This window comes from Mesorhizobium sp. M0239 (assembly GCF_040321815.1).
In the GTDB taxonomy this organism is placed as follows: domain Bacteria; phylum Pseudomonadota; class Alphaproteobacteria; order Rhizobiales; family Rhizobiaceae; genus Mesorhizobium.
This window is the reverse complement of the sequence record NZ_JAMYSG010000024.1, coordinates 101,958-121,488: the sequence shown is the minus strand read 5'-3', so window position 1 is coordinate 121,488 and position 19,531 is coordinate 101,958. Positions and strand designations below refer to the sequence as shown.

General features: G+C 61.2%; 20 protein-coding genes. 14 read left to right on the top strand and 6 right to left on the bottom strand.

Annotated elements, in window-relative coordinates:
* Positions 1-100: 100 nt before the first annotated feature.
* Positions 101-724, top strand: coding sequence for a chloramphenicol phosphotransferase CPT family protein (locus NKI99_RS24100; protein ID WP_352612300.1), 624 nt, complete (start codon positions 101-103; stop codon positions 722-724).
* A gap of 52 nt (positions 725-776) precedes the next feature.
* Here the strand turns inward: NKI99_RS24100 and NKI99_RS24095 are convergent, their stop codons facing one another.
* The 5 genes from NKI99_RS24095 to NKI99_RS24075 form a co-directional block, all read right to left on the bottom strand.
* The gene (locus NKI99_RS24095; protein ID WP_352612296.1) at positions 777-1,919 is read right to left on the bottom strand and encodes a phosphatase PAP2 family protein; all 1,143 of its coding nucleotides are present in this window, start codon (positions 1,917-1,919) and stop codon (positions 777-779) included.
* Positions 1,920-2,102: 183 nt separating this feature from the next.
* Entirely contained in the window at positions 2,103-2,534 is a 432-nt protein-coding gene (locus tag NKI99_RS24090) for an HIT family protein (RefSeq protein WP_128303607.1), read from the bottom strand.
* Positions 2,535-2,632: 98 nt separating this feature from the next.
* A complete protein-coding gene (locus NKI99_RS24085) occupies positions 2,633-3,847 on the bottom strand; it encodes a GNAT family N-acetyltransferase (RefSeq protein ID WP_352612294.1) in 1,215 nt (404 codons plus the stop codon).
* A 50-nt stretch (positions 3,848-3,897) separates the two neighbouring features.
* Positions 3,898-4,626, bottom strand: coding sequence for a glycerophosphodiester phosphodiesterase (locus NKI99_RS24080; RefSeq protein ID WP_128303609.1), 729 nt, complete (start codon positions 4,624-4,626; stop codon positions 3,898-3,900).
* A gap of 14 nt (positions 4,627-4,640) precedes the next feature.
* On the bottom strand, positions 4,641-5,105 hold the full coding sequence (locus NKI99_RS24075; RefSeq protein ID WP_128303610.1) for a RidA family protein: 465 nt from the start codon (positions 5,103-5,105) through the stop codon (positions 4,641-4,643).
* Positions 5,106-5,243: 138 nt separating this feature from the next.
* Between NKI99_RS24075 and NKI99_RS24070 the strand changes: the two genes are divergently transcribed.
* The 5 genes from NKI99_RS24070 to tsf all read left to right on the top strand — a co-directional run bounded on the left by NKI99_RS24070 (position 5,244) and on the right by tsf (position 9,828).
* The gene (locus NKI99_RS24070; RefSeq protein ID WP_023812940.1) at positions 5,244-6,071 is read left to right on the top strand and encodes a cell envelope integrity EipB family protein; all 828 of its coding nucleotides are present in this window, start codon (positions 5,244-5,246) and stop codon (positions 6,069-6,071) included.
* Positions 6,072-6,184: 113 nt separating this feature from the next.
* Positions 6,185-7,483: a lysophospholipid acyltransferase family protein gene (locus NKI99_RS24065; RefSeq protein WP_128303612.1), complete on the top strand. Its 1,299-nt coding sequence runs from the start codon at positions 6,185-6,187 to the stop codon at positions 7,481-7,483.
* 43 nt (positions 7,484-7,526) lie between these two features.
* Entirely contained in the window at positions 7,527-7,805 is a 279-nt protein-coding gene (locus tag NKI99_RS24060; protein WP_023812938.1) for a DUF4031 domain-containing protein, read from the top strand.
* Between the two features lie 203 nt (positions 7,806-8,008).
* Entirely contained in the window at positions 8,009-8,797 is a 789-nt protein-coding gene (gene rpsB / locus NKI99_RS24055) for a 30S ribosomal protein S2 (RefSeq protein ID WP_128303614.1), read from the top strand.
* A gap of 110 nt (positions 8,798-8,907) precedes the next feature.
* Positions 8,908-9,828 carry a translation elongation factor Ts gene (gene tsf / locus NKI99_RS24050; protein ID WP_128303615.1) on the top strand — a complete coding sequence of 307 codons (921 nt, stop codon included), beginning with the start codon at positions 8,908-8,910 and terminating at the stop codon, positions 9,826-9,828.
* A gap of 21 nt (positions 9,829-9,849) precedes the next feature.
* Here the strand turns inward: tsf and NKI99_RS24045 are convergent, their stop codons facing one another.
* On the bottom strand, positions 9,850-10,776 hold the full coding sequence (locus tag NKI99_RS24045) for a LysR family transcriptional regulator (RefSeq protein WP_352612292.1): 927 nt from the start codon (positions 10,774-10,776) through the stop codon (positions 9,850-9,852).
* Between the two features lie 116 nt (positions 10,777-10,892).
* Between NKI99_RS24045 and NKI99_RS24040 the strand changes: the two genes are divergently transcribed.
* The 8 genes from NKI99_RS24040 to bamA all read left to right on the top strand — a co-directional run bounded on the left by NKI99_RS24040 (position 10,893) and on the right by bamA (position 19,504).
* The gene (locus NKI99_RS24040) at positions 10,893-11,420 is read left to right on the top strand and encodes a nuclear transport factor 2 family protein (protein WP_128303617.1); all 528 of its coding nucleotides are present in this window, start codon (positions 10,893-10,895) and stop codon (positions 11,418-11,420) included.
* 39 nt (positions 11,421-11,459) lie between these two features.
* Complete coding sequence (locus tag NKI99_RS24035) at positions 11,460-12,566, top strand: aldo/keto reductase (RefSeq protein ID WP_352612290.1); 1,107 nt, start codon at positions 11,460-11,462, stop codon at positions 12,564-12,566.
* A 148-nt stretch (positions 12,567-12,714) separates the two neighbouring features.
* Positions 12,715-13,437 carry a UMP kinase gene (pyrH, locus tag NKI99_RS24030; protein ID WP_352612288.1) on the top strand — a complete coding sequence of 241 codons (723 nt, stop codon included), beginning with the start codon at positions 12,715-12,717 and terminating at the stop codon, positions 13,435-13,437.
* 100 nt (positions 13,438-13,537) lie between these two features.
* Complete coding sequence (gene frr, locus NKI99_RS24025) at positions 13,538-14,092, top strand: ribosome recycling factor (protein ID WP_013531759.1); 555 nt, start codon at positions 13,538-13,540, stop codon at positions 14,090-14,092.
* A gap of 34 nt (positions 14,093-14,126) precedes the next feature.
* Positions 14,127-14,861 (top strand): isoprenyl transferase, encoded by a 735-nt coding sequence (locus tag NKI99_RS24020; protein ID WP_023812930.1) that lies wholly within the window; start codon positions 14,127-14,129, stop codon positions 14,859-14,861.
* Positions 14,858-15,673: a phosphatidate cytidylyltransferase gene (locus tag NKI99_RS24015; RefSeq protein WP_023812929.1), complete on the top strand. Its 816-nt coding sequence runs from the start codon at positions 14,858-14,860 to the stop codon at positions 15,671-15,673. The genes NKI99_RS24020 and NKI99_RS24015 overlap by 4 nt, the downstream gene beginning before the upstream one ends.
* 104 nt (positions 15,674-15,777) lie before the next feature.
* Complete coding sequence (rseP, locus tag NKI99_RS24010; RefSeq protein WP_352612286.1) at positions 15,778-16,920, top strand: RIP metalloprotease RseP; 1,143 nt, start codon at positions 15,778-15,780, stop codon at positions 16,918-16,920.
* Between the two features lie 217 nt (positions 16,921-17,137).
* Positions 17,138-19,504 (top strand): outer membrane protein assembly factor BamA, encoded by a 2,367-nt coding sequence (bamA, locus tag NKI99_RS24005; protein WP_352554841.1) that lies wholly within the window; start codon positions 17,138-17,140, stop codon positions 19,502-19,504.
* Positions 19,505-19,531 lie beyond the last annotated feature (27 nt).

Genomic DNA, 19,531 nt, shown 5'->3' with positions numbered 1-19,531 from the left:
AACTCTCGCTGTATTTGGACATGCAAAACCCCCGAAGGTTGTGTCCAACTTTCGGGGGTCAGTTCAAAACGGGGCTTTTTTCATTGGAGCGGGAGGACGCATGGCCGGGCAGGTCATCATTCTGAACGGTGCACCGAGATCGGGAAAATCAAGCATCGCCAGAGCTGTTCAGGAGAGCTTCGATGGCGTCTGGCTCAATCTCGGTGTCGACGTCTACGAGCAGGCCACGCCGGCACGCTATCGGCCTGGGATAGGATTGCGGCCTGGCGGCGAGCGTCCGGACCTTGAGGCCCTCGTGCCCGGATTATACGCCGCGCTCTACGAATCGATAGCCGCTCATAGCCGGTTGGAGCTGAATGTCGTTGCGGATGTCGGCCATCACGATGCCTATTCGAGACCACTTCACATTGTGGCCGATTGCGCGCGCCGGCTTGTAGGTCTGCCGGTGCTGTTTGTCGGTGTTCGCTGCCCGCTGGAAATCATCATGGAAAGGCGTGCGGCCAGCGCGGCAGACAAGGGATATGTAACCGGCTCGCCCGATGATCCCGTCCCGCTGCCCGTGCGTCTGTGGCAAGAAGAAGTCCACCGCCCAGGCGTGTACGATCTGGAAGTCGACACCTCGCTCCTCAGCCCTGGGCAATGCGCGGATACGATCGCAGAGCAGCTTAGCACCGTATCCAACAGCGTTTCAGAAACTATTCAACCCATCCAGCGCGGCCCTTGAGCCGTTTTGACCGGCATGGCCGCCGCAGGCGGGTTCGTCCAGATCGGCGAATTTACAGCCCGCATACGGCCGGCGATTGCATGGTGGAGCTCTCGATTTCAGCGGCCATGCGGTCCGACGCGAAACGTGTCACCAAATATCCGCACGCCTTCCAGATCGCGATCATCAGGAATGCACCCGCATAGCCATCCACGGCATAGTGCCAGCCAAGTACGACGGAACCGACCATAATGACGCCGGCGAATAACCACATCACAAGACCGGCCAGCCGAGACCGCCGTGTTGCGTAGAGGGCGAACAGCACCGCCATCGCAACGTGCAGGGATGGGAAGGCGGATATACCGACGCTGCCGGTAGTTGCGCCGGTATAGCCACTCCACAGCATATCCTGCGTGCTGAGCGCCCAGATCGGATAGACGCGATCGGCAACGGCAAGTGCTTGCATGAGGGGGTGAAAGTCGTTGCCGAACCCCAATCGCTCGTAAAAGCAAGGGCCAGCCGACGACAGGCCCATCGCGAGGAAGAAGCCACCCAGCGTCCACATCGTCATGAAGCTCATCAGGAACTGGTGACGCAGCTTCGTATCCTTGCGTGTGATGCACACGGTGAAAACCGTGGTGATGAGCACGACGAACCAGAAATTGTACGCGATGTTGATGATCTTCAACGCAAGCGGCGACTGGACGACAAACCACAACCATTCGTGCGGGGCTCGACCGAAATGCAGGATGCGATCGGCGTGAGCCAATGCTTTGTCCCATGCAAACGGAGAGAGGATTGCAATGGCTCCCTTCAACACACCGATCGCGGATATGAAGGCAAGACCTGCACCCAGGCCATTCAGGCTGTTGGCAATGCGTTCGGCATCGCCAAAGAATCTACCCAGTGACTTGAGGAAGGTGTGCAGCGGTTCGGTATCCCGCTGGACCAGCGCAAGGTGGAAAAGCGTCCCAAGTGCAAGGGCTGAGCCGCAAATCCAGAAGGCGATGAAAAGATACTCGGCGTATTCCTCCAGAACGCCGAAATCCGGCATGTTTCCAGTGTGCCACCCGACTGCGCTTGCCAGAAGCAGCGCAGCGGCAGCCATAGCGTGCAGCAGCCGGTGTCGCCAAAAGGCATCCGCCAAGATACCAAGAAAAGCACGTCCGAAAATTGCCCCCGTCAGCGGGGCCGATGCCGCAACCGAATCTTCCATGGTTTTGAAGCCCCACAGCTCGCCACGCCGTTACTGTTTTACCGTGAGACGGTTCAATATTTCCTAATCAGACGATTAGAGTTGCAAACGGTTGAGTCCCGGCGCCGGCACGGCCGGGCACTAGAATCGTCTTCTCGGCTAAACGGCGCTACCCGGTCCGCCACATCGGCTGACCTCTCGCTCTCAATTTTTGAGCGCAGTCCGGATCTTTTCGGCATTTTCGGTCAGCACCTCCGGCTTCTCCATTCCTCCCGTGTGCGACTTCAGCGGGATGCCGTCGAAGCGCGGAATGACATGTACATGCAGATGATAGACGGTTTGCCCCGATGCCGGCTCATTGAACTGCATGATGGTGACGCCGTCGGCGCCAAAGGCCTTTTTCACCGCCAGCGCCACTTTCTGAACGACGTTCAAGAGATGGCCGAAAATTGACGGGTCGGCGTCGAGCAGGTTGCGCGATGGCGCCTTCGGCAACACCAGCGTATGGCCCGGCCCCTGCGGCATCACATCCATGAAGGCGATGACCGCTGCGTCCTCGTAGACGCGGTGCGAAGGAATTTCGCCGCGCAGGATCTTGGCGAAGATGTTGTCGGTATCGTAGGCGGCCTCAGTCATGGTGAACGCTCCGGATTGTGCCTTTCGTGTAGCGAAACGGTGGAAAATCGACAAGACGATCGGGCGAAGTCAGCCCTGCTCGTCAGGCAGCCCTGTTGCTACTCCTCCAGATCCTTGCGGAACGGGGTGTGCCCCTCGAGATATTCGCTCATCCGCTCCACCTCGTGGCGTTCACGCCTGAGATAATCGGCGACGGCATTGCGCAGGCCTGGGTGTGCAATGTAGTGCGCGGAATGCATGGTCACCGGCCGGTAGCCGCGCGCCAGCTTGTGCTCGCCCTGCGCGCCCGCCTCCACCACCTTCAGCTTGCGCTCGATGGCGAAGTCGATCGCCTGGTGATAGCAGACCTCGAAATGCAGGAAGGGATGGTCCTCGATACAGCCCCAGTTGCGGCCATAGAGTGCGTCGGAGCCGATGAAATTGATGGCCCCGGCAATGTATCGCCCGTTGCGCCTCGCCATCACCAGCAGGATGTCGTCGGCCATGCGTTCGCCGATCAGCGAGAAGAATTGACGGTTGAGATAGGGCCGACCCCATTTGCGGCTGCCGGTGTCCATGTAGAAGGCGAAGAAATCGTCCCAGGCCTTCTCCGTGAGGTCCTTGCCGGTCAGCCGGTCGATCGAAATGCCTGGGGCAAGCGCTTCACGCCTTTCCTTCTTCATCGCCTTTCGCTTGCGCGAGGCAAGGGTGGCGAGGAAGTCGTCATAGGTCGAAAAGCCTTCGTTGAAGAAATGGAATTGCTGGTCGGTGCGGTGCAGGAAGCCTGCCGCTTCCAGCACCTCCACATCGCTCTCTTGCGCGAAGGTGACATGCGCGGAAGAGACGCCGAGTTTTTGCGTCACCGCCTTCAGGCCCGCCACGAGACCGGCCTTTACTTTGGCGCTGTCCTCGCCTTTACTGACCAGCAGGCGAGGGCCGGTGACCGGGGAGAACGGCACGGCACTTTGCAGTTTGGGGTAGTAACGGCCGCCGGCGCGCTCGAAGGCATCCGACCAGCCATGATCGAACACATATTCGCCCTGGCTGTGCGATTTGAGATAACAGGGCACCGCGCCCAGCAATCTGCCTTGCCCGTCCTCCAGCCTGAGGTGATGGCCCTGCCAGCCGGTACGCCGCACGGCGCATCCAGAATCTTCGAGCGCACTTAGAAAAGCGAAGGAAACCAAAGGATTGTAACTGGTTTCTGAATCTCCGCGCGCAGTTCCGGCAAAGCCGTTCCATTCATCACAGGTGAAGGCGCCGATGCCGGCGGCGACGCGGATCGAATAGTCCGCATTGGCCGTTTGTCCGTCGCCCTCGTCGCCCTGATCCATGAGGCTTATTTAAGCTCCGTCCGGCCTGGTACAAGTCACGTTTCAGACACTCATGCGACTTTGACCAGATCGGGCTCGAACCCCTCGAACGTCATCTGGTCGGCATATCTGAAGGTCAGGTCGACCGCCGGCTGGTCGTGCACCGTCCAGGTGATAACAGGCATTTTCAGCTTTTCGCGCACGAAGCTGACGAATGGGTTCGGCAGGTCGCCTGCGGCATAGGAGGTGAAGGCGATCTTATGCGCCAGCATGGCGAAATGCGCCTCGATCAGCCCAACGTCCTTGCCGTAGGCGGTGAGCCCCCCTGGGATACCCGGCGCGTCCTTCGGAAAATCGCGGACCAGCCAGTGGTCGAACGACATGATCGCCGCTTTGCCCTTGTAGCGCTTGAGCATCTTGCCGACGCTTGCCACCAGGCCTTCGTCATAGCCGGGCGTGCCTTTCAACTCGACCACCAATGGCACGCGGCCGTTCACCAGGTCGAGCGCTTCCTGCAGCGTCGGCACATGGTCCGCCGTGCCACCGACCCTGAGCGCCGCGAGTTCAGTTGCGGTACGCTGCCAGACGAAACCATCCTGGCCGGTCAGGCGCTTGAGATCGCCGTCATGGATGATGACGGGAACACGGTCGGACGACAGGTGCACGTCGCATTCGATGGCATAGCCGCGCTCGGCGGCCGCGGCGAAGGCCGACAGCGTGTTTTCCCAGCGAGTCTTGTTCATGTCGTGGAAGCCGCGATGGGCGACGGGCCGGGCGGTCAGCCAGGATAGGTCGGTCATATCTGTCCCCTGGCTCATTCGACTTCGAAGATGGCTTCGATTTCCACTGCGGCATTAAGCGGCAGGCAGGCGGTGCCGACGGCGGAGCGCGCATGCTTGCCACGTTCGCCAAGGGCCGCCACCAGGAAATCGGAGGCGCCGTTGGCAACCAGATGCTGCTCGACGAACTCAGGTGCCGAGGCGACGAAAACGGTGATCTTCACCAGACGGCTAATCTTCTCGAGGTCGCCGAGTGCTGCCTTGGCCTGCGCCAGGATGTTGATCGCGCAGTATTTTGCCGCGTCCTTGCCGCCTGCCGTATCCAGATCGCGACCTAACAGCCCGCTCGCCTGCAGCTTGCCGTCCTTGAGCGGCAATTGCCCGGCGGTGAACAGCAGATTGCCGGTCCGGCAATAGGGCACGTAGTTGGCGGCGGGCGCGGCGGCGACGGGAAGCGTCACACCCAGATCACTTAGCCGCTTTTCGATTGTTTCACTCATGGTATTTCCCTATTGCTTGGTGACGCCGCGCCGGCCGGGCCGAAATTGCTATTTTTGCCTCGCTTCCGCCACGACTTTTTTTAAGCTGGACCATCTTTCCCTGCGGCCTGCCATCAGTCGCGACGATCGGAGTACCTCATGCGCGCAACGCGCCTCGCATTCCATGCCGTCCTGTTGTCGGGAGCCCTCTCGATAGGCCCTGCCTTTGCCGCGCCGGCGCTGCAAGCCCACCGCGCCGTCTACGATCTTACCCTGAAAAAGGCTTCCGATCAGTCCGGCATCACGGGCATATCCGGCCGCATGGTCTATGAGTTCAATGGCTCGGCCTGCGAAGGCTATACGGTGAAATTCCGCTTCGTCACCCAGATCGTCACCGCCGACAACACCAGGTTGACCGACCAGCAGACGACCACTTTCGAGGACGCCGAAGGCAAGACTTTTTCGTTCGTGACAAAATCCTTCGTCGACCAGAACCTCGACAAGGAGGTCAAGGGCATCGCCACGAAAGAGACCAAGGGCCTGAAGGTCGACATCGACAAGCCTGAAAAGAACAGCGTCGAGCTGGCGACAACCCAATTTCCGACCCAGCACCTGGTCGAGCTGATCGGCAAGGCCGAAAAAGGCGAGAATTTTTACGAAACGAACCTGTTCGACGGTTCCGAAGACGCCAACAAGGTGATGACCACCACTGTCGTGGTCGGCAAGAAAACCGATGCCGACAAGGCCGACCCGGAAGCTTCGGCACTGGCAAAGCTCGCCACGGACAAATACTGGCCGGTCGACATCGCCTATTTCGACGACACCAACAAGACGGGCGAAGAGGTGCCGGAATACCGTATCAGCTTCAAGCTGCATGAGAACGGCATCACCCGCGATCTCGTCATGGACTATGGCGACTTCTCGATGACCGGCAAGCTGGTCAACCTGTCGCTGTTCGACCAGACGAAACCCTGCCCCGCCAAATAGTGCCGGTCTAGGCAGTTGATTTACCACGACACGGCGTGGTCGTTGCGATCGACTTGAACGTGCCGCAATCGTCTCTCAACCTCTCCCAGCGTCCAGGCGCGAGGGGGATCAGCTTGAGCAGGATCGATACATTTGTCGCGCCGCGGCCCAACCCGGCACTGATCAGGGCCATGACATCCGTCAACCGGATCGTCATGCTGCGCGGCATTCCCGGATTTCGGGATCTGTTGCCGTTCAATCGCCTGGCCGGTCTTCGCGGCGTCGCCAATGTCCGCCATATCGACTTTCCCGACGCCGATCTTGAGCGGCTGAAGGCCAGTTGCGGGGCAGGGAAGGCGACCTTCATCACGCCCAATCATCCCGAGTTCTTCACCGACTGGATGATCGACAAGGAGATTGTGTCGCAGGTCAGCCCGCTCACGGCCTCATGGGCAACCAATGGTGTCGTCAACGGCCTTGGCCGGCTGATGCAGAAGTTCTGGCTGGCCAACAATCTGATCGCCCAGATTCCGGGCAACAGCGGGGCAGCCAAGGAACACTCCGTCGCCTGGGCCTTGAAAGGCCATGGCGTGCTGCTGCATCCCGAAGGCGGCGTTGGCTGGCATGCCAACATCGTTGCGCCTTTGCTGCCGGGTGCCGTCGAGATGGGGCTTGAGGCCCTCAAGCGCGGCCGGGCCACGGATCCGGATTTCAAGGTCTGGATCGCGCCAGTCGTCTGGAAGCTTGCCTTCACCGGGAATGTCGAAGCGGCGCTGGCGAAGGAATGCGCCTATGTCGAGAAAAGCCTGAAAATAGAACGCCTTGCGACCGACACGCTGCCGCAGCGCATCCACCATGTCTATTCGACGCTGCTGGCCCGCGATGAAGCAGCATCGGGCATGCCATCCGACGAAGGCGCAACCTATGCCGAGCGCCAGCAGGCGTTGGTTGCTGAACTCGGCCGCCGACTCGGCGAAAGCATATCGCCCGACACTGATGTCACCGACGCAACCGAACTTCTGCGGCGGGCGCGTCGTTGGCAGCGCGAAAACAGTGGCGATGCGGAAGGCCGAAAGCAGGTCCGCGCGCTCGCCGACACGATTCAGAGGCTGCAACGCGTCGGGCCCTGGGCCGCGGCCAACCCGCGCATCAGCCTGGAAGAGATCGCCGAACATCTGAAGCGGGTCCGCAACGACTATTGCCGGGGCGGACTGCGTGACACGATCAACCGGTTCATTCCGCAGCCGGCCGGACCGCGTTGCGCCCATATCCGGGTGCCGGAGGCGCTGGGCCTGCATGAGTATGCCGGCTCGATCGACGATGCGGTTGCCGAGTTGCATCGTCGCATGCAGGACACAATCACCAGCACCGTGGCTGAAGTCGAGGCCGGCGGCGGCTTCATTTTCTATCTGAATCCCTTCTATCATCGCTAGACGAGTGCCTGTCGGCGCAAGATGAAGGAATACGGCAAGCCTCATGGCAGTCTATGTCGACGCAGCGATCTGGAACTGGGCCGGCCATCGCTGGTGCCATCTGTTGGCCGACGACACCGACGAGTTGCATCGCTTTGCCGCCCGGCTCGGCGTCAAGCGTTCATCGTACCAGGGACCGCCCAAGACTTCGGCGCCGCATTATGACATAACGGGCTTCGAGCGTGATCGTGCGGTGCGGCTCGGCGCTATCGAATGCAGCCGCGAGGAGATCGTCGCGGTCTTCCGGCGGGTGCGGGTGCCGAACGGCAAGGTCAAGCGCTGACGGCAGGGCGGGGATCGTCGCACGCAACACCACGGATCCTGCGGCGCTTGCGTTTATCGCGCATCCCCTCTATATGCGCGCTCATTCCACACACGGACTTTGGTGTCTGCCCGGGAGAAATCCGGCTGAAACCTCCGGTGGCGTTCGAGGACAAAGTCCAAAAATGCCTGTGTCCGTGGAGGCTAACCGGAAAGGAACTTTGAATGGCACTGCCTGATTTCAGCATGCGCCAGCTTTTGGAAGCTGGCATTCACTTCGGCCACCAGACCCACCGCTGGAACCCGAAGATGGCGCCCTACATCTATGGCGCCCGCAACAACATCCACATCATCGACCTGTCGCAGACGGTGCCTTTGCTGCACCAGGCGCTGAAGCAGGTTTCCGACACCGTCGCCAAGGGCGGCCGCGTGCTGTTCGTCGGCACCAAGCGCCAGGCCTCCGACATCGTCGCCGATGCGGCACAGCGTTCGGCTCAGTATTATGTCAACTCGCGTTGGCTCGGCGGCATGCTGACCAACTGGAAGACGATCTCGAACTCGATCCAGCGCCTGCGCAAGCTCGACGAGATGCTGGCCGGCGAGGCGCAAGGGTTGACCAAGAAGGAACGCCTCAACCTCGACCGCGAGCGCGAGAAGCTCGACAAGGCGCTGGGCGGCATCAAGGACATGGGCTCGACGCCCGACCTGATGTTCGTCATCGACACCAACAAGGAAGCGATCGCCATCCTCGAGGCCAAGCGCCTCGGCATCCCGGTCGTCGCCATCATCGATTCGAACTGCGATCCGGACAAGATCGACTTCCCGATCCCCGGCAATGACGACGCGGCCCGCGCCATCCAGCTCTATTGCGATCTGATCGCCAAGGCTGCGATCGACGGCATCGCCCGCCAGCAGGGCGCGCTCGGCGTCGACATCGGCGCTTCGGTCGAAGCTCCGGTCGAACCCGCGCTCGACCCGGCTCCGGCTCCGGCGTCGGAAGCTCCCGACGCTTGATAATCGAAGGCCGGTTTGCGGCCTTCATCTTTCTCATATTCTGGCACGCTAAACAGACGCACCATCGAATACCGATGGTGCGTCGGTGCATTTAAAACAAAGAGGCGACAATGAGCATTTCGGCTGCACAGGTCAAAGAACTCCGCGACTTGACCGGCGCGGGCATGATGGATTGCAAGGCCGCGTTGACCGAGACCAACGGCAACATGGAAGAGGCCGTCGACTGGCTGCGCAAGAAGGGTATCTCCAAGGCCGACAAGAAGGCTGGCCGCACCGCGGCTGAAGGTCTGATCGGCGTCGACAATGGCGTGCGCGAAGCTGCCGTCGTGGAAGTCAATTCCGAGACCGACTTCGTGGCCCGCAACGCCGCGTTTCAGGAAATCGTCGCCAACGTTGCCAAGGTTGCGCTGGCCTATGGCACGACGGAGGCTGTGGTCGCCGCAAAGTATCCGGGTTCGGACAAGTCTGTCGCCGACACAATCAAGGACGCTGTCGGCACCATCGGCGAAAACATGGGCTTCCGCCGCTCGGCCAAGCTCACCGTTCCGCACGGCGCTGTCGCTACCTACGTCCACAACGCCGTTGCCGACGGCCTTGGCAAACTCGGCGTGCTGGTCGCGATCGAGACCACGGGCAATGAGCATGCCGCCAACGCCTTTGGCCGCCAGGTGGCCATGCATGTTGCCGCCACCAACCCTCTGGCGCTGACGGCAGAGCAGATCGATCCGGCCGCGGTCGAACGCGAGAAGGCGATCTTCTCCGACCAGGCGCGCCAGTCCGGCAAGCCGGAAGCGATCATCGAGAAGATGGTCGAGGGCCGTCTGCGCAAGTTCTACGAGGAAGTCGTGCTCCTGAAGCAGGCCTTCGTGCTCAATCCCGACATCACTGTCGAGAAGGCGCTGAAGGATGCCGAGAAGGAGATTGGTGCGCCGGCCAAGATCACCGCCTACCTGCGCTTTGCGCTGGGCGAGGGCATCGAGAAGGAAGAGACCGATTTCGCCGCGGAAGTCGCTGCAGCGGTCAAGAAATAGCCCTTTCCAGGGCTCACGAACTCAGGCAACTCGGCCGGGTGTCCGCAAGGAGGCCCGGCCGATTTCTTGTGCGGTGTCGATAAAGGCCCTGAGCTTCGGCGCCATCGCCGCCCGGCGAGGGAAATAGAGGAATAGCCCCGGTTCCTCGATCGCCGTCTGCGGCAGCACCTGGACGAGGCGGCCCGCGGCAAGATCGGCGCGCGCCAGCGGCTCGAACACATAGGCAAGCCCGACGCCTGCAAGCGCAAGATCGATTGCTGCGAGCGAATCCGTCACGACAACGCTGCCCCGCGTCTCCATGGCGATGTCCTTGCCATCCTCGATCAAATCCCAGCGATAGAGCGCACCGGAGCGGACGAGCCGGTAGCCGATACAATTGTGGTTCGCCAGGTCGGCAACGCCGCCGGGACGGCCGTGCCTTCCGATATAGGCGGGCGAGGCGACGATGACGACGGAGAATGGCGGCGTCAGCCGGACCGCAACCATGTCCTGAGCGATCATCTCGCCAAGCCGGACGCCGGCATCGAAGCCTTCGCCGACGATATCAACCAGACCCTGGTCAGCGAAGACCTCGACCGTAACCTCCGGATAGCGCTCGGCCATCGCCGCGACCACCGGCGTCACCGCCAATGGTATCGCTATGTTGGAGGCGTTGATCCTGAGCAGGCCAGACGGCCTGCCTTTGACGCTGCGGATGCGGTCCATCCGCTCGGCAATATCCTGGAGGGCCGGAGCCGCCGTTTCCACCAGCGCCTTGCCGGTCTCGGTGAGCGAAACGCTGCGCGTCGTGCGGGCGAACAAGGGCTGGCCGATCCGCTCTTCGACAATGCGCACCGCATGGCTGACCGCCGAAGGGCTCATGCCGAGTTCGGCGGCGGCAAGCGCGAAGCCGCCGCGCCGGGCAACGGCGACCACGACCGGAAGATGGCTGAGCAGATCGCGATCCATTCATGAATGATATCGCATGGTCTTTGCGAACAATGCAACCTTATCGATGCCAAGGCGGTGGTCCACATTGTCGCCAACTCATCGGCGATCGGCTGATGGCACTGAGGAGACGAGACATGAACACGTTAAAGCACGTAACTTTCACGGCAGGCATGGCGTTGGCGCCGATGGATGCCGGTGGGGCGGAGCCATCAGACTGGCGGGCCCTTGCAGACGAACGCGCGGTCATTCGCATTGCCGATGCCATCGACCGGGCCGTTGACGCCCAGGACTGGAAACTTGCACGCGGCTATTTTGCGGATCGGATCACCGCCGACTTCAGCAGTCTCTCCGGACAGCCGGCGGCCAACATCGCTTCCGACGATCTGGTTGGCGCTTGGGCGGCCAACCTCAAGGGCAGCAAGACAAGCCTGCATCTGCGCACCAATCACCAGGTCGCTCTCAAGGCGGACACGGCGACTGTCCTGTCGAACGGCTATGCTTGGAACCGGATGGAAGGCAATGGCGACCCGCTTTGGGAGGTCTGGGGCACCTATGAGCATCACCTGACGCGTTTTGCGGATGGCTGGAAGGTCGATGGCTTCGCGTTCCACATGACACACGAGCGCGGCAATCCCTGGGTCAAGAACACTCCGGGCCAGTGACGCGCGGGGGTATCTATCACCAAGCATTGGAAGACGATCATGACCATGACCTACTACACTCTTGGCAACAGCGGCCTTAGGGTCAGCCGACTGGCACTGGGCACGATGACTTTCGGCAAGGAATGGGGCTGGGGAGCCGACAGGGATACGGCGCGGGCGATTTTCGACGCCTATGTCGAGGCGGGCGGCAATGTCTTCGACACGGCGGATCTCTACACAGATGGCACGGCCGAAGCCTGGCTTGGTGAATTCATCGCCGAGCGCGGGCTGCGCGACACGGCGGTGATAGCCAGCAAGTTCACCATGAACATGCAGCCCGGCAATCCGAATGCTGGCGGCAACGGCCGCAAGAACATCATGCGGGCCGTCGATGCTTCGCTGAAACGGTTGGGGACCGACTATATCGATCTCTATCTCATGCATGTCTGGGACAGGCTGACCCCGGCTGAAGAGGTCATGCGCACGCTGGACGACCTGGTCCGGATGGGCAAGGTGCGCCATGTCGGCCTTTCCGATGTGCCCGCCTGGTATGCGGGCCGCGCACAGGCGATCGCCGAATTGCGAGGATATGAGCCGGTTTCGGCGCTACAGCTCGAATATTCGCTGGCCGAACGCGCGATCGAGAACGAGTTCGTGCCATTCGGCACGCGCCATGGCGCCGGCATCATGGTGTGGAGCCCGCTGGCCAGCGGTTTGCTGAGCGGCAAGTATCGACCGGCCCAGACCGGAAACGGCCGCCTCGACGGATTTCGCAACTCGACGCATCCGGGTTTCCAAAAGTTCACGCAACGCAACTGGGCTATCGTGGCCGAACTCGAGAAGGTCGCATCCGAGATCGGCCGCAGCATGCCTCAGGTCGCGCTCAACTGGGTGGCGACGCAGCCGGGGATCGCAACCGTCATCCTCGGTGCGACGACGCTCAGCCAAATGCATGACAATCTTGGTGCGCTGGATTTCGAGATTCCGAAAGCGCATCGCGACCGGCTGGAGAGAGCCAGCAGAACTCCAGCGCCGTTTCCCTATTCCTATTTCGGTTCACAGATACAGGCGCGCGTTACCGGCGGCGCGACAACCGGCGACAAGCCCTCCAACTACGCGTCACCGGTGCTTATCGAAGGAGAGTCGGCCAGCGTGTCCACCAATTGATTGATGGGACGGGAAACCGGCAATTTGCCGTTTGGGCGCCCCGGGAAAAAGCGGCGCCCGTGGAGTTTAGGCAAGCCCTTGTTTGGGATTGCGCGCCTGCGCCAGAGAAGCCACCCGGAACGCGCCACATGCAAATGAAGAGGCCCAGATGACGGTGAAGCCCCTCTACCGACGTGTCTTGCTGAAAGCGTCGGGCGAAGCACTGATGGGCGAGCAGCATTTCGGCATCGACGTTTCAGTGGTGGATCGCATCGCCGGCGACATCGCCGAGGCGCGTGCATTGGGCATCGAGGTCGGCGTTGTCATCGGCGGCGGCAACATTTTTCGCGGCGTGGCCGTTGCCTCCAAGGGCGGCGACCGTGTCACCGGCGACCACATGGGCATGCTTGCCACGGTGATCAACTCGTTGGCGCTGCGCACGTCATTGAACAAGATCGGCGTCGACGCCGTGGTGCTTTCGGCGATCGCCATGCCCGAACTTTGCGAGAGCTTTTCGCAGCGCCAGGCGACCGCCTACATGAACCAGGGCAAGGTGGTGATCTTTGCCGGCGGCACCGGCAATCCGTTCTTCACCACTGATTCGGCCGCCGCCCTCCGTGCGGCTGAAATCGGCGCCGACGCTCTGTTCAAGGGCACTCAGGTCGACGGCGTCTACTCGGCGGACCCGAAAAAGGACTCCAGTGCGACGCGCTTCGAGCGCATCAGCCATGGCGAAGTCATAAATCGCGGCCTTTCCATCATGGATACTGCTGCGATTGCACTTGCGCGCGAAAACAACATTCCGATAATCGTCTATTCGATCCACGAAAAAGGTGGTTTCGGCGATATTCTGAGGGGCGGCGGCCGCTGCACGGTCGTCGCGGACGATTGATCGGCGACCTGACCCGAAAAGGGAAGCCGGTTTTCGAAAGTTCGATTCGAAGACGGCCCCGAAGCAGTGAGCCCGCATTAGACGGGTCGAGGAGATAAAGATGAGTGGTGAGTACGACGATCTCAAGCGGCGCATGGATGGGGCTATTGCCGCGTTCAAGCATGATCTGGCCTCGCTGCGGACCGGTCGCGCCTCCAGCAATCTGCTCGATGCGATCCAGGTGCAGGCCTACGGCACCACCATGCCGATCAATCAGGTCGCCAACGTCTCGGTGCCGGAGCCGCGCATGATCTCGGTATCGGTATGGGACAAGTCGATGGTTGGCGCGGTCGACCGTGCGATCCGCGAATCCAATTTGGGGTTCAACCCGATCGTAGACGGCACCAACCTCAGGATTCCGCTTCCCGAACTCAACGAACAGCGCCGCAAGGAACTGGTCAAGATCTCGCACACCTACGCCGAGAACGCCCGTGTCGCCGCGCGCCATGTGCGCCGCGACGGCATGGACTTCCTGAAGAAGGCGGAGAAGGACGGCGACATCAGCGAAGACGATCAGCGCAAGCGCTCGGACCAGGTCCAGAAACTTACCGACGAGACGATCAGCACCATCGACCACCTGCTTTCCGATAAGGAAGCTGAAATCATGCAGGTTTAGGGTCATGGCCGCCGGCTGACCCGAAAGCGAGAACATGGCAACGCCCGCGCATGTCGCGATCATCATGGACGGAAACGGACGCTGGGCCAAGGCGCGCGGCATGCCCCGTCTTGCGGGCCACCGTGCCGGTGTCGAGGCGCTGCGCAAGACGGTGCGCGCGGCACCTGGGCTCGGCATTTCCTACCTGACCGTCTATGCTTTCTCGTCGGAGAATTGGTCGCGGCCGAAGTCCGAGGTCAGCGACCTGATGGGCCTCTTGAAAATGTTCATCCGCCGTGACCTTGCCGAACTGCACCAGAGCGGTGTGCGGGTTAGAATCATCGGCGACCGGGCAGGGCTGCAGTCTGATATCAGGGGACTGCTCGATGAGGCCGAAACGCTGACGGCCGCAAACGAATCGCTGACGCTGGTGATCGCCTTCAACTATGGCGGACGAGACGAAATCGTTCGCACGGCACAAAAGCTTGCGGCGGCCGTGGCGCGTGGCGAACTCGACGCCGAGGCGATATCAGCCGAAAGTTTTGCCGGCGCGCTTGATACGCAAGGCATTCCCGACCCGGAACTCGTCATCCGCACCAGCGGCGAGCTTCGGTTGTCAAACTTCCTTCTGTGGCAAGCCGCCTATAGCGAACTCGTCTTCCTGCCTTGCTATTGGCCCGACTTCAGCCGCGAGCACCTTGCGGAAGCTTTGCGTGAGTTTGCTGGCCGCGAACGCCGTTTCGGCGGACTTGGAGGCCAGGACGTCGCTTCGCGACCGGCCGCGGGATGAGCAATCTTCAACTCCGTATCGTTTCGGCGATCGTGCTCGCCATCATCACTCTCGGCTTGACCTGGATCGGCGGTTTGCCGTTCCGGCTGCTGTGTGCCGTGATCGTAGCGGCGATCTTCTATGAATGGACCCGCATGTCGCGGCCAACCGGGGCAACGGGTCTGGGTTTCCTGCCGGAAGCACTGCTGGTTGTCTTCATTGGCGCCTTGATTGGCGGCCTGGCCTCCTCCTGGCTGCTACCGCTTGTGGCGGCCATTGTTGCCGCAACGGCGATAGCCGCCTCGGTTCGCAAGACCGGACAATGGGATGCGAGCGGCCTTGCCTATGCCGCGGTTTCGGGCCTGTCGCTCGCCTTGCTGCGGGATGGCGATCGTTCAGGCCTCATTGCCATCCTGTTCCTGTTCGCGGTCGTCTGGGCCACCGATATCCTTGCCTATTTCGTGGGGCGCGCCGTTGGGGGGCCGAAACTGGCGCCGGCGATCTCGCCCGGCAAGACGCGCAGCGGCGCACTCGGCGGCGCTGTCGGCGGCGTCGTCGCCGGGCTGGTCCTCGCCGCAGCTGCCGGTGTCGGCAATCTGGTATTGCTCGGCTTGGTCGCGCTCGTGCTGTCGATTGTCTCGCAGGCAGGCGACCTTTTCGAATCCTGGATCAAGCGCCGCCATGGCCGCAAGGATTCGGGGGCGCTCATCCCGGGCCATGGCGGCGTCATGGATCGTGTCGACGGGCTTGTCGCAGCGGCATTCGCCCTATACGTCATCGGCTGGATTTCGGCGAACGCCGATCATCCGGCGCAGGGTCTGTTTCCCGTTTGAGCGATGTCATTTCAGGGTCCTATGCGCGGTGCGCCTTGGATTCGCCCGGATTGGTGTCACAGTCACGGCGCAGTCTGCGCCGTGGAAGAATTTGAGGGTTTGTCTTGAACGAGATTCTTCACGCGCTTTTCAGCACAGAAGGCTTTGTCCTGGGCACGCTGGTGCCATTCCTCTTCGTGCTGACAGTGGTCGTGTTCGTCCATGAAATGGGCCATTACCTTGTCGGGCGCTGGTGCGGCATCGGTGTCAGGGCCTTCTCGATCGGCTTCGGCCCGGAACTTTTCGGCTTCAACGACAGCCACGGCACGCGCTGGAAACTGTGTGCGATACCGCTTGGCGGCTATGTCAAATTCGTCGGCGACATGAACGCCACCTCGAGCCAGCCCACGTCGGAAGAACTCGGAACGCTGACGGAGGAGGAGCGCAAGGTCGCCTTTCACACGCAGCCGATCTGGAAGCGCGCGGCGACAGTGGTGGCCGGACCGCTGTTCAATTTCCTGCTGACGATCGTCGTCTTTGCTGTGCTGTTCACCGCCTATGGCCGTTATGTCGCGGAGCCCATGGTGGCCGAGGTGACAGCCGACAGCCCGGCGGCGAAGGCCGGCATCCTTCCCGGCGACCGATTCGTCAGCGTCGACGGCAACAAGGTCGAAACCTTTGGCGACGTCCAACGCCTGGTCTCGGGCCGTGCCGACGACGCAATCACCTTCGTCATGCTGCGCGACGGCCAGGAGGTCACTGTGACCGCGGCGCCGCGGCTGATGGAGCAGGAAGACGCGCTCGGCAACAAGGTCAAGGTCGCCGTGATCGGTGTCGTCAACAACAAGGAACTCGGCCAGCCGAGGCTCATCACCTACACGCCGGTCGGAGCGGTCGCGGCGGCGGTCGAGGAAACCGGTCACGTCATCCAGCGCACCGGCCAGTTCCTGCAGCGCTTTGTTGTCGGGCGCGAAGACAAATGTCAGCTGGGCGGTCCGGTGAAGATAGCCGACATGGCGGGCAGGGCTGCGAAACTGGGATTCGAATGGCTGGTGCAGCTGGTTGCACTGCTATCCGTTGGCATCGGAATTCTGAACCTTTTGCCGATTCCCCCCCTCGACGGCGGTCACCTCTTGTTCTACGGGGTGGAGGCTGTCATTCGCCGTCCGGTGTCGGAACGGATGATGGAAATGGCCTATCGGGCCGGGTTGCTTCTGGTGCTGTGCTTCATGGGGTTCGTTTTTTGGAACGATCTGTTTGGGTGCTGAAATCATGAAGAAATTTGGCTTCTGCATGGACGATGTTGAGACGCCGTTTACCATGCAAGGGGATATGAGTGACGCGAAAGCCACGCCGCAGGGTTAAGTAAATACAAATTAACCAGAAGCCTTGCGTGTAGGGAAAATCCGGTTAATACGGTAGGGGAAATTACCGCACGTCCGGTTTTCTCGCCGTGGGGACTACGAGAAAAGGTTATTAAGCCCGATGAAGGCAGCATCCAAGTTTCTAAGCGCCGCGTCCGCGGTGACCCTGTCCGCGGCCATGGTCGTGCCAGGCGCGCTCGCAGTGCAGTTCGTTGCCACATCGGCGGCTGAAGCCGCTGTCGTCAGCAGAGTCGAAGTGAGCGGCAATCAGCGTATCGACGCTGAGACCATCCGCAATTACATCACCATCAAGCCGGGCAAGGCTTTCTCCAGTTCCGATATCGACGGTGCGGTCAAGGCGCTCTTCGGCACAGGCCTGTTTTCGGACGTGCAGATCAACCAGGTCGGCTCGACGCTGGTGGTCAAGGTTGCCGAGTACCAGGTTGTCAACCAGGTGCTGTTCCAGAACAACAAGAAGCTCAAGGACAATGCGCTTGCGGCGGCCGTGCAGCTGAAGCCGCGCGGAACGTTCTCGCAGGCGACGCTCGATGCCGACGTGGAATCGGTCAAGGCTGCATACAGGCGCATTGGTCGCGACGATGTAACCGTGACCACGCAGGTCATGCAGCTTGGCGACAATCGCGTGAATGTTGTCTTCAACATCGCTGAAGGCGATCGCACGCAGATCGCGGCGATCAATTTCGTTGGCAATAGCGCCTATTCCAGCCGCCGCCTGTCGGATATCATCAACACCAAGCGTTCGTCCTGGGTTTCGTTCATCCTGCGCGACGACGTCTATGACGACGACAAGCTGCGCGCCGACCAGGAGCTGCTGCGCCGTTTTTACTACAATCATGGGTATGCCGACTTCCAGGTCGTGTCCGCAGTCGGTGAACTCGACAGCGCGACGAACAAGTACACGGTGACCATCACCGTCCAGGAAGGCGACCGCTACACGTTCGGTGATGTCAGCGTCGAGAGCTCGATCCCTGAAGTCGACGGCAAGTCGCTGGAATCGGTGATCGAGACCCATAAGGGTGACGTCTACAACGCCAAGAACGTCGAGGATTCCATCATCGCGCTGACCGAGAAGGTGGCCGGTTCCGGCTATGCCTTCGCGCAGGTCACGCCGCGCGGCGACCGCAATTTCGAGAACCACACCATTTCGGTGGTCTATACGATCGACCAGGGCACCAAGGCCTATATCGAGCGCATCGAGATCCGCGGCAACGATCGCACGCGTGACTATGTCATTCGCCGTGAGTTCGACGTCAGCGAAGGCGACGCCTTCAACCAGGTGCTCATCCAGCGCGCGAAGAAGCGTTTGGAAAACTTGAATTACTTTGAGAAAGTCGACATCTCGACCGTGCCGGGCTCGCAGCCTGACCAGGTCGTTCTGGTGGTCGATGTGGTCGAGAAATCGACCGGCGAGTTCTCGGTAGGCGCTGGTTATTCGACCGGTGGCGACACGGCCGGTCCGTCGGTCGAAGGCTCGGTGACCGAGCGCAACTTCCTCGGTCGTGGCCAGTTCATCAAGCTGTCGGCGGGCGGCGGCAAGAATTCACGCGACTACAGCCTGTCCTTCACCGAGCCTTATTTCCTCGGACGGCGCATCGCTGCCGGTTTCGACATCTTCAAGCAGACCAGGGAATACGACAACTACGAAAGCGACACTGTGGGCGCGACGGTGCGCTTCGGTCTGCCGATCACCGACAGCATCTCGACCCAGTTGGCGTACAACATCTCGCAAGAAAAGTATAAGCTGGAAGACGATTGCGTGACCGGCGGCGTTTACGATCCGGCGAAGTGTGACGTTTCCACGGCTATCCTGGATGGCATCGAACAAAGCCCTTGGATCAAGTCGTCGGTCAGCCTCGGGCTGGTCTACAACACCATCGACGATATGAAGAGCCCGCACGAGGGTATCTACGCCACCACGACGGTAGAAGTCGCAGGCCTCGGCGGTGATGCCAAGTTCGTGAAGGTCACGGGACGCGGCAGCATCTACCAGACGCTGTCGGAGCAGTATGATCTGGTCGGGCTCGTTTCAGGTGGCGCTGGCCATGTTGAAGGATACGGCAGCGATGGTCTGCGGATTTTCGATCAGTTCCAGAGCACCGATCGCATGATCCGTGGCTTCGCCTATGGCGGCATCGGTCCTGTCGATACTGCTACGGGCGACCATCTCGGCGGCACGACCTATTTCAATGCGTCCGCAGAAGCTCAGTTTCCGTTGCCGGTCGTGCCGGAAAGCTTCGGCTTGCGTGGCGCTGTCTTCGCGGATGCGGCAACGCTCTATGGAAGCAAGGTCGACACCGCTGGCGTCACCCAGGACTCGGTCGGGATGAAGTTGCGTGCCTCGGTCGGCCTCGGCCTGATGTGGGCGTCGCCGTTCGGTCCGATCCGTATCGACTATGCGATCCCGGTCAAGAAGGAAGCGCGCGACGACGTGCAGGAATTCAACTTCGGCATATCGACCCGCTTCTGATCGGCGGCCAACGATGCTCCCGGGTCT

Bases quoted from the DNA above. Each gene is read 5' to 3' on its own strand.
- NKI99_RS24085 (WP_352612294.1), bottom strand. From the start codon at position 3,847: ATGGATCAGGGCGACGAGGGCGACGGACAAACGGCCAATGCGGACTAT.
- NKI99_RS24100 (WP_352612300.1), top strand. From the start codon at position 101: ATGGCCGGGCAGGTCATCATTCTGAACGGTGCACCGAGATCGGGAAAA.
- NKI99_RS24075 (WP_128303610.1), bottom strand. From the start codon at position 5,105: ATGAGTGAAACAATCGAAAAGCGGCTAAGTGATCTGGGTGTGACGCTT.
- rpsB (WP_128303614.1), top strand. From the start codon at position 8,009: ATGGCACTGCCTGATTTCAGCATGCGCCAGCTTTTGGAAGCTGGCATT.
- pyrH (WP_352612288.1), top strand. From the start codon at position 12,715: ATGACGGTGAAGCCCCTCTACCGACGTGTCTTGCTGAAAGCGTCGGGC.
- tsf (WP_128303615.1), top strand. From the start codon at position 8,908: ATGAGCATTTCGGCTGCACAGGTCAAAGAACTCCGCGACTTGACCGGC.
- NKI99_RS24060 (WP_023812938.1), top strand. From the start codon at position 7,527: ATGGCAGTCTATGTCGACGCAGCGATCTGGAACTGGGCCGGCCATCGC.
- NKI99_RS24045 (WP_352612292.1), bottom strand. From the start codon at position 10,776: ATGGATCGCGATCTGCTCAGCCATCTTCCGGTCGTGGTCGCCGTTGCC.
- NKI99_RS24020 (WP_023812930.1), top strand. From the start codon at position 14,127: ATGGCAACGCCCGCGCATGTCGCGATCATCATGGACGGAAACGGACGC.
- NKI99_RS24090 (WP_128303607.1), bottom strand. From the start codon at position 2,534: ATGACTGAGGCCGCCTACGATACCGACAACATCTTCGCCAAGATCCTG.
- NKI99_RS24015 (WP_023812929.1), top strand. From the start codon at position 14,858: ATGAGCAATCTTCAACTCCGTATCGTTTCGGCGATCGTGCTCGCCATC.
- bamA (WP_352554841.1), top strand. From the start codon at position 17,138: ATGAAGGCAGCATCCAAGTTTCTAAGCGCCGCGTCCGCGGTGACCCTG.
- NKI99_RS24080 (WP_128303609.1), bottom strand. From the start codon at position 4,626: ATGACCGACCTATCCTGGCTGACCGCCCGGCCCGTCGCCCATCGCGGC.
- NKI99_RS24035 (WP_352612290.1), top strand. From the start codon at position 11,460: ATGACCATGACCTACTACACTCTTGGCAACAGCGGCCTTAGGGTCAGC.
- NKI99_RS24095 (WP_352612296.1), bottom strand. From the start codon at position 1,919: ATGGAAGATTCGGTTGCGGCATCGGCCCCGCTGACGGGGGCAATTTTC.
- frr (WP_013531759.1), top strand. From the start codon at position 13,538: ATGAGTGGTGAGTACGACGATCTCAAGCGGCGCATGGATGGGGCTATT.
- NKI99_RS24040 (WP_128303617.1), top strand. From the start codon at position 10,893: ATGAACACGTTAAAGCACGTAACTTTCACGGCAGGCATGGCGTTGGCG.
- NKI99_RS24070 (WP_023812940.1), top strand. From the start codon at position 5,244: ATGCGCGCAACGCGCCTCGCATTCCATGCCGTCCTGTTGTCGGGAGCC.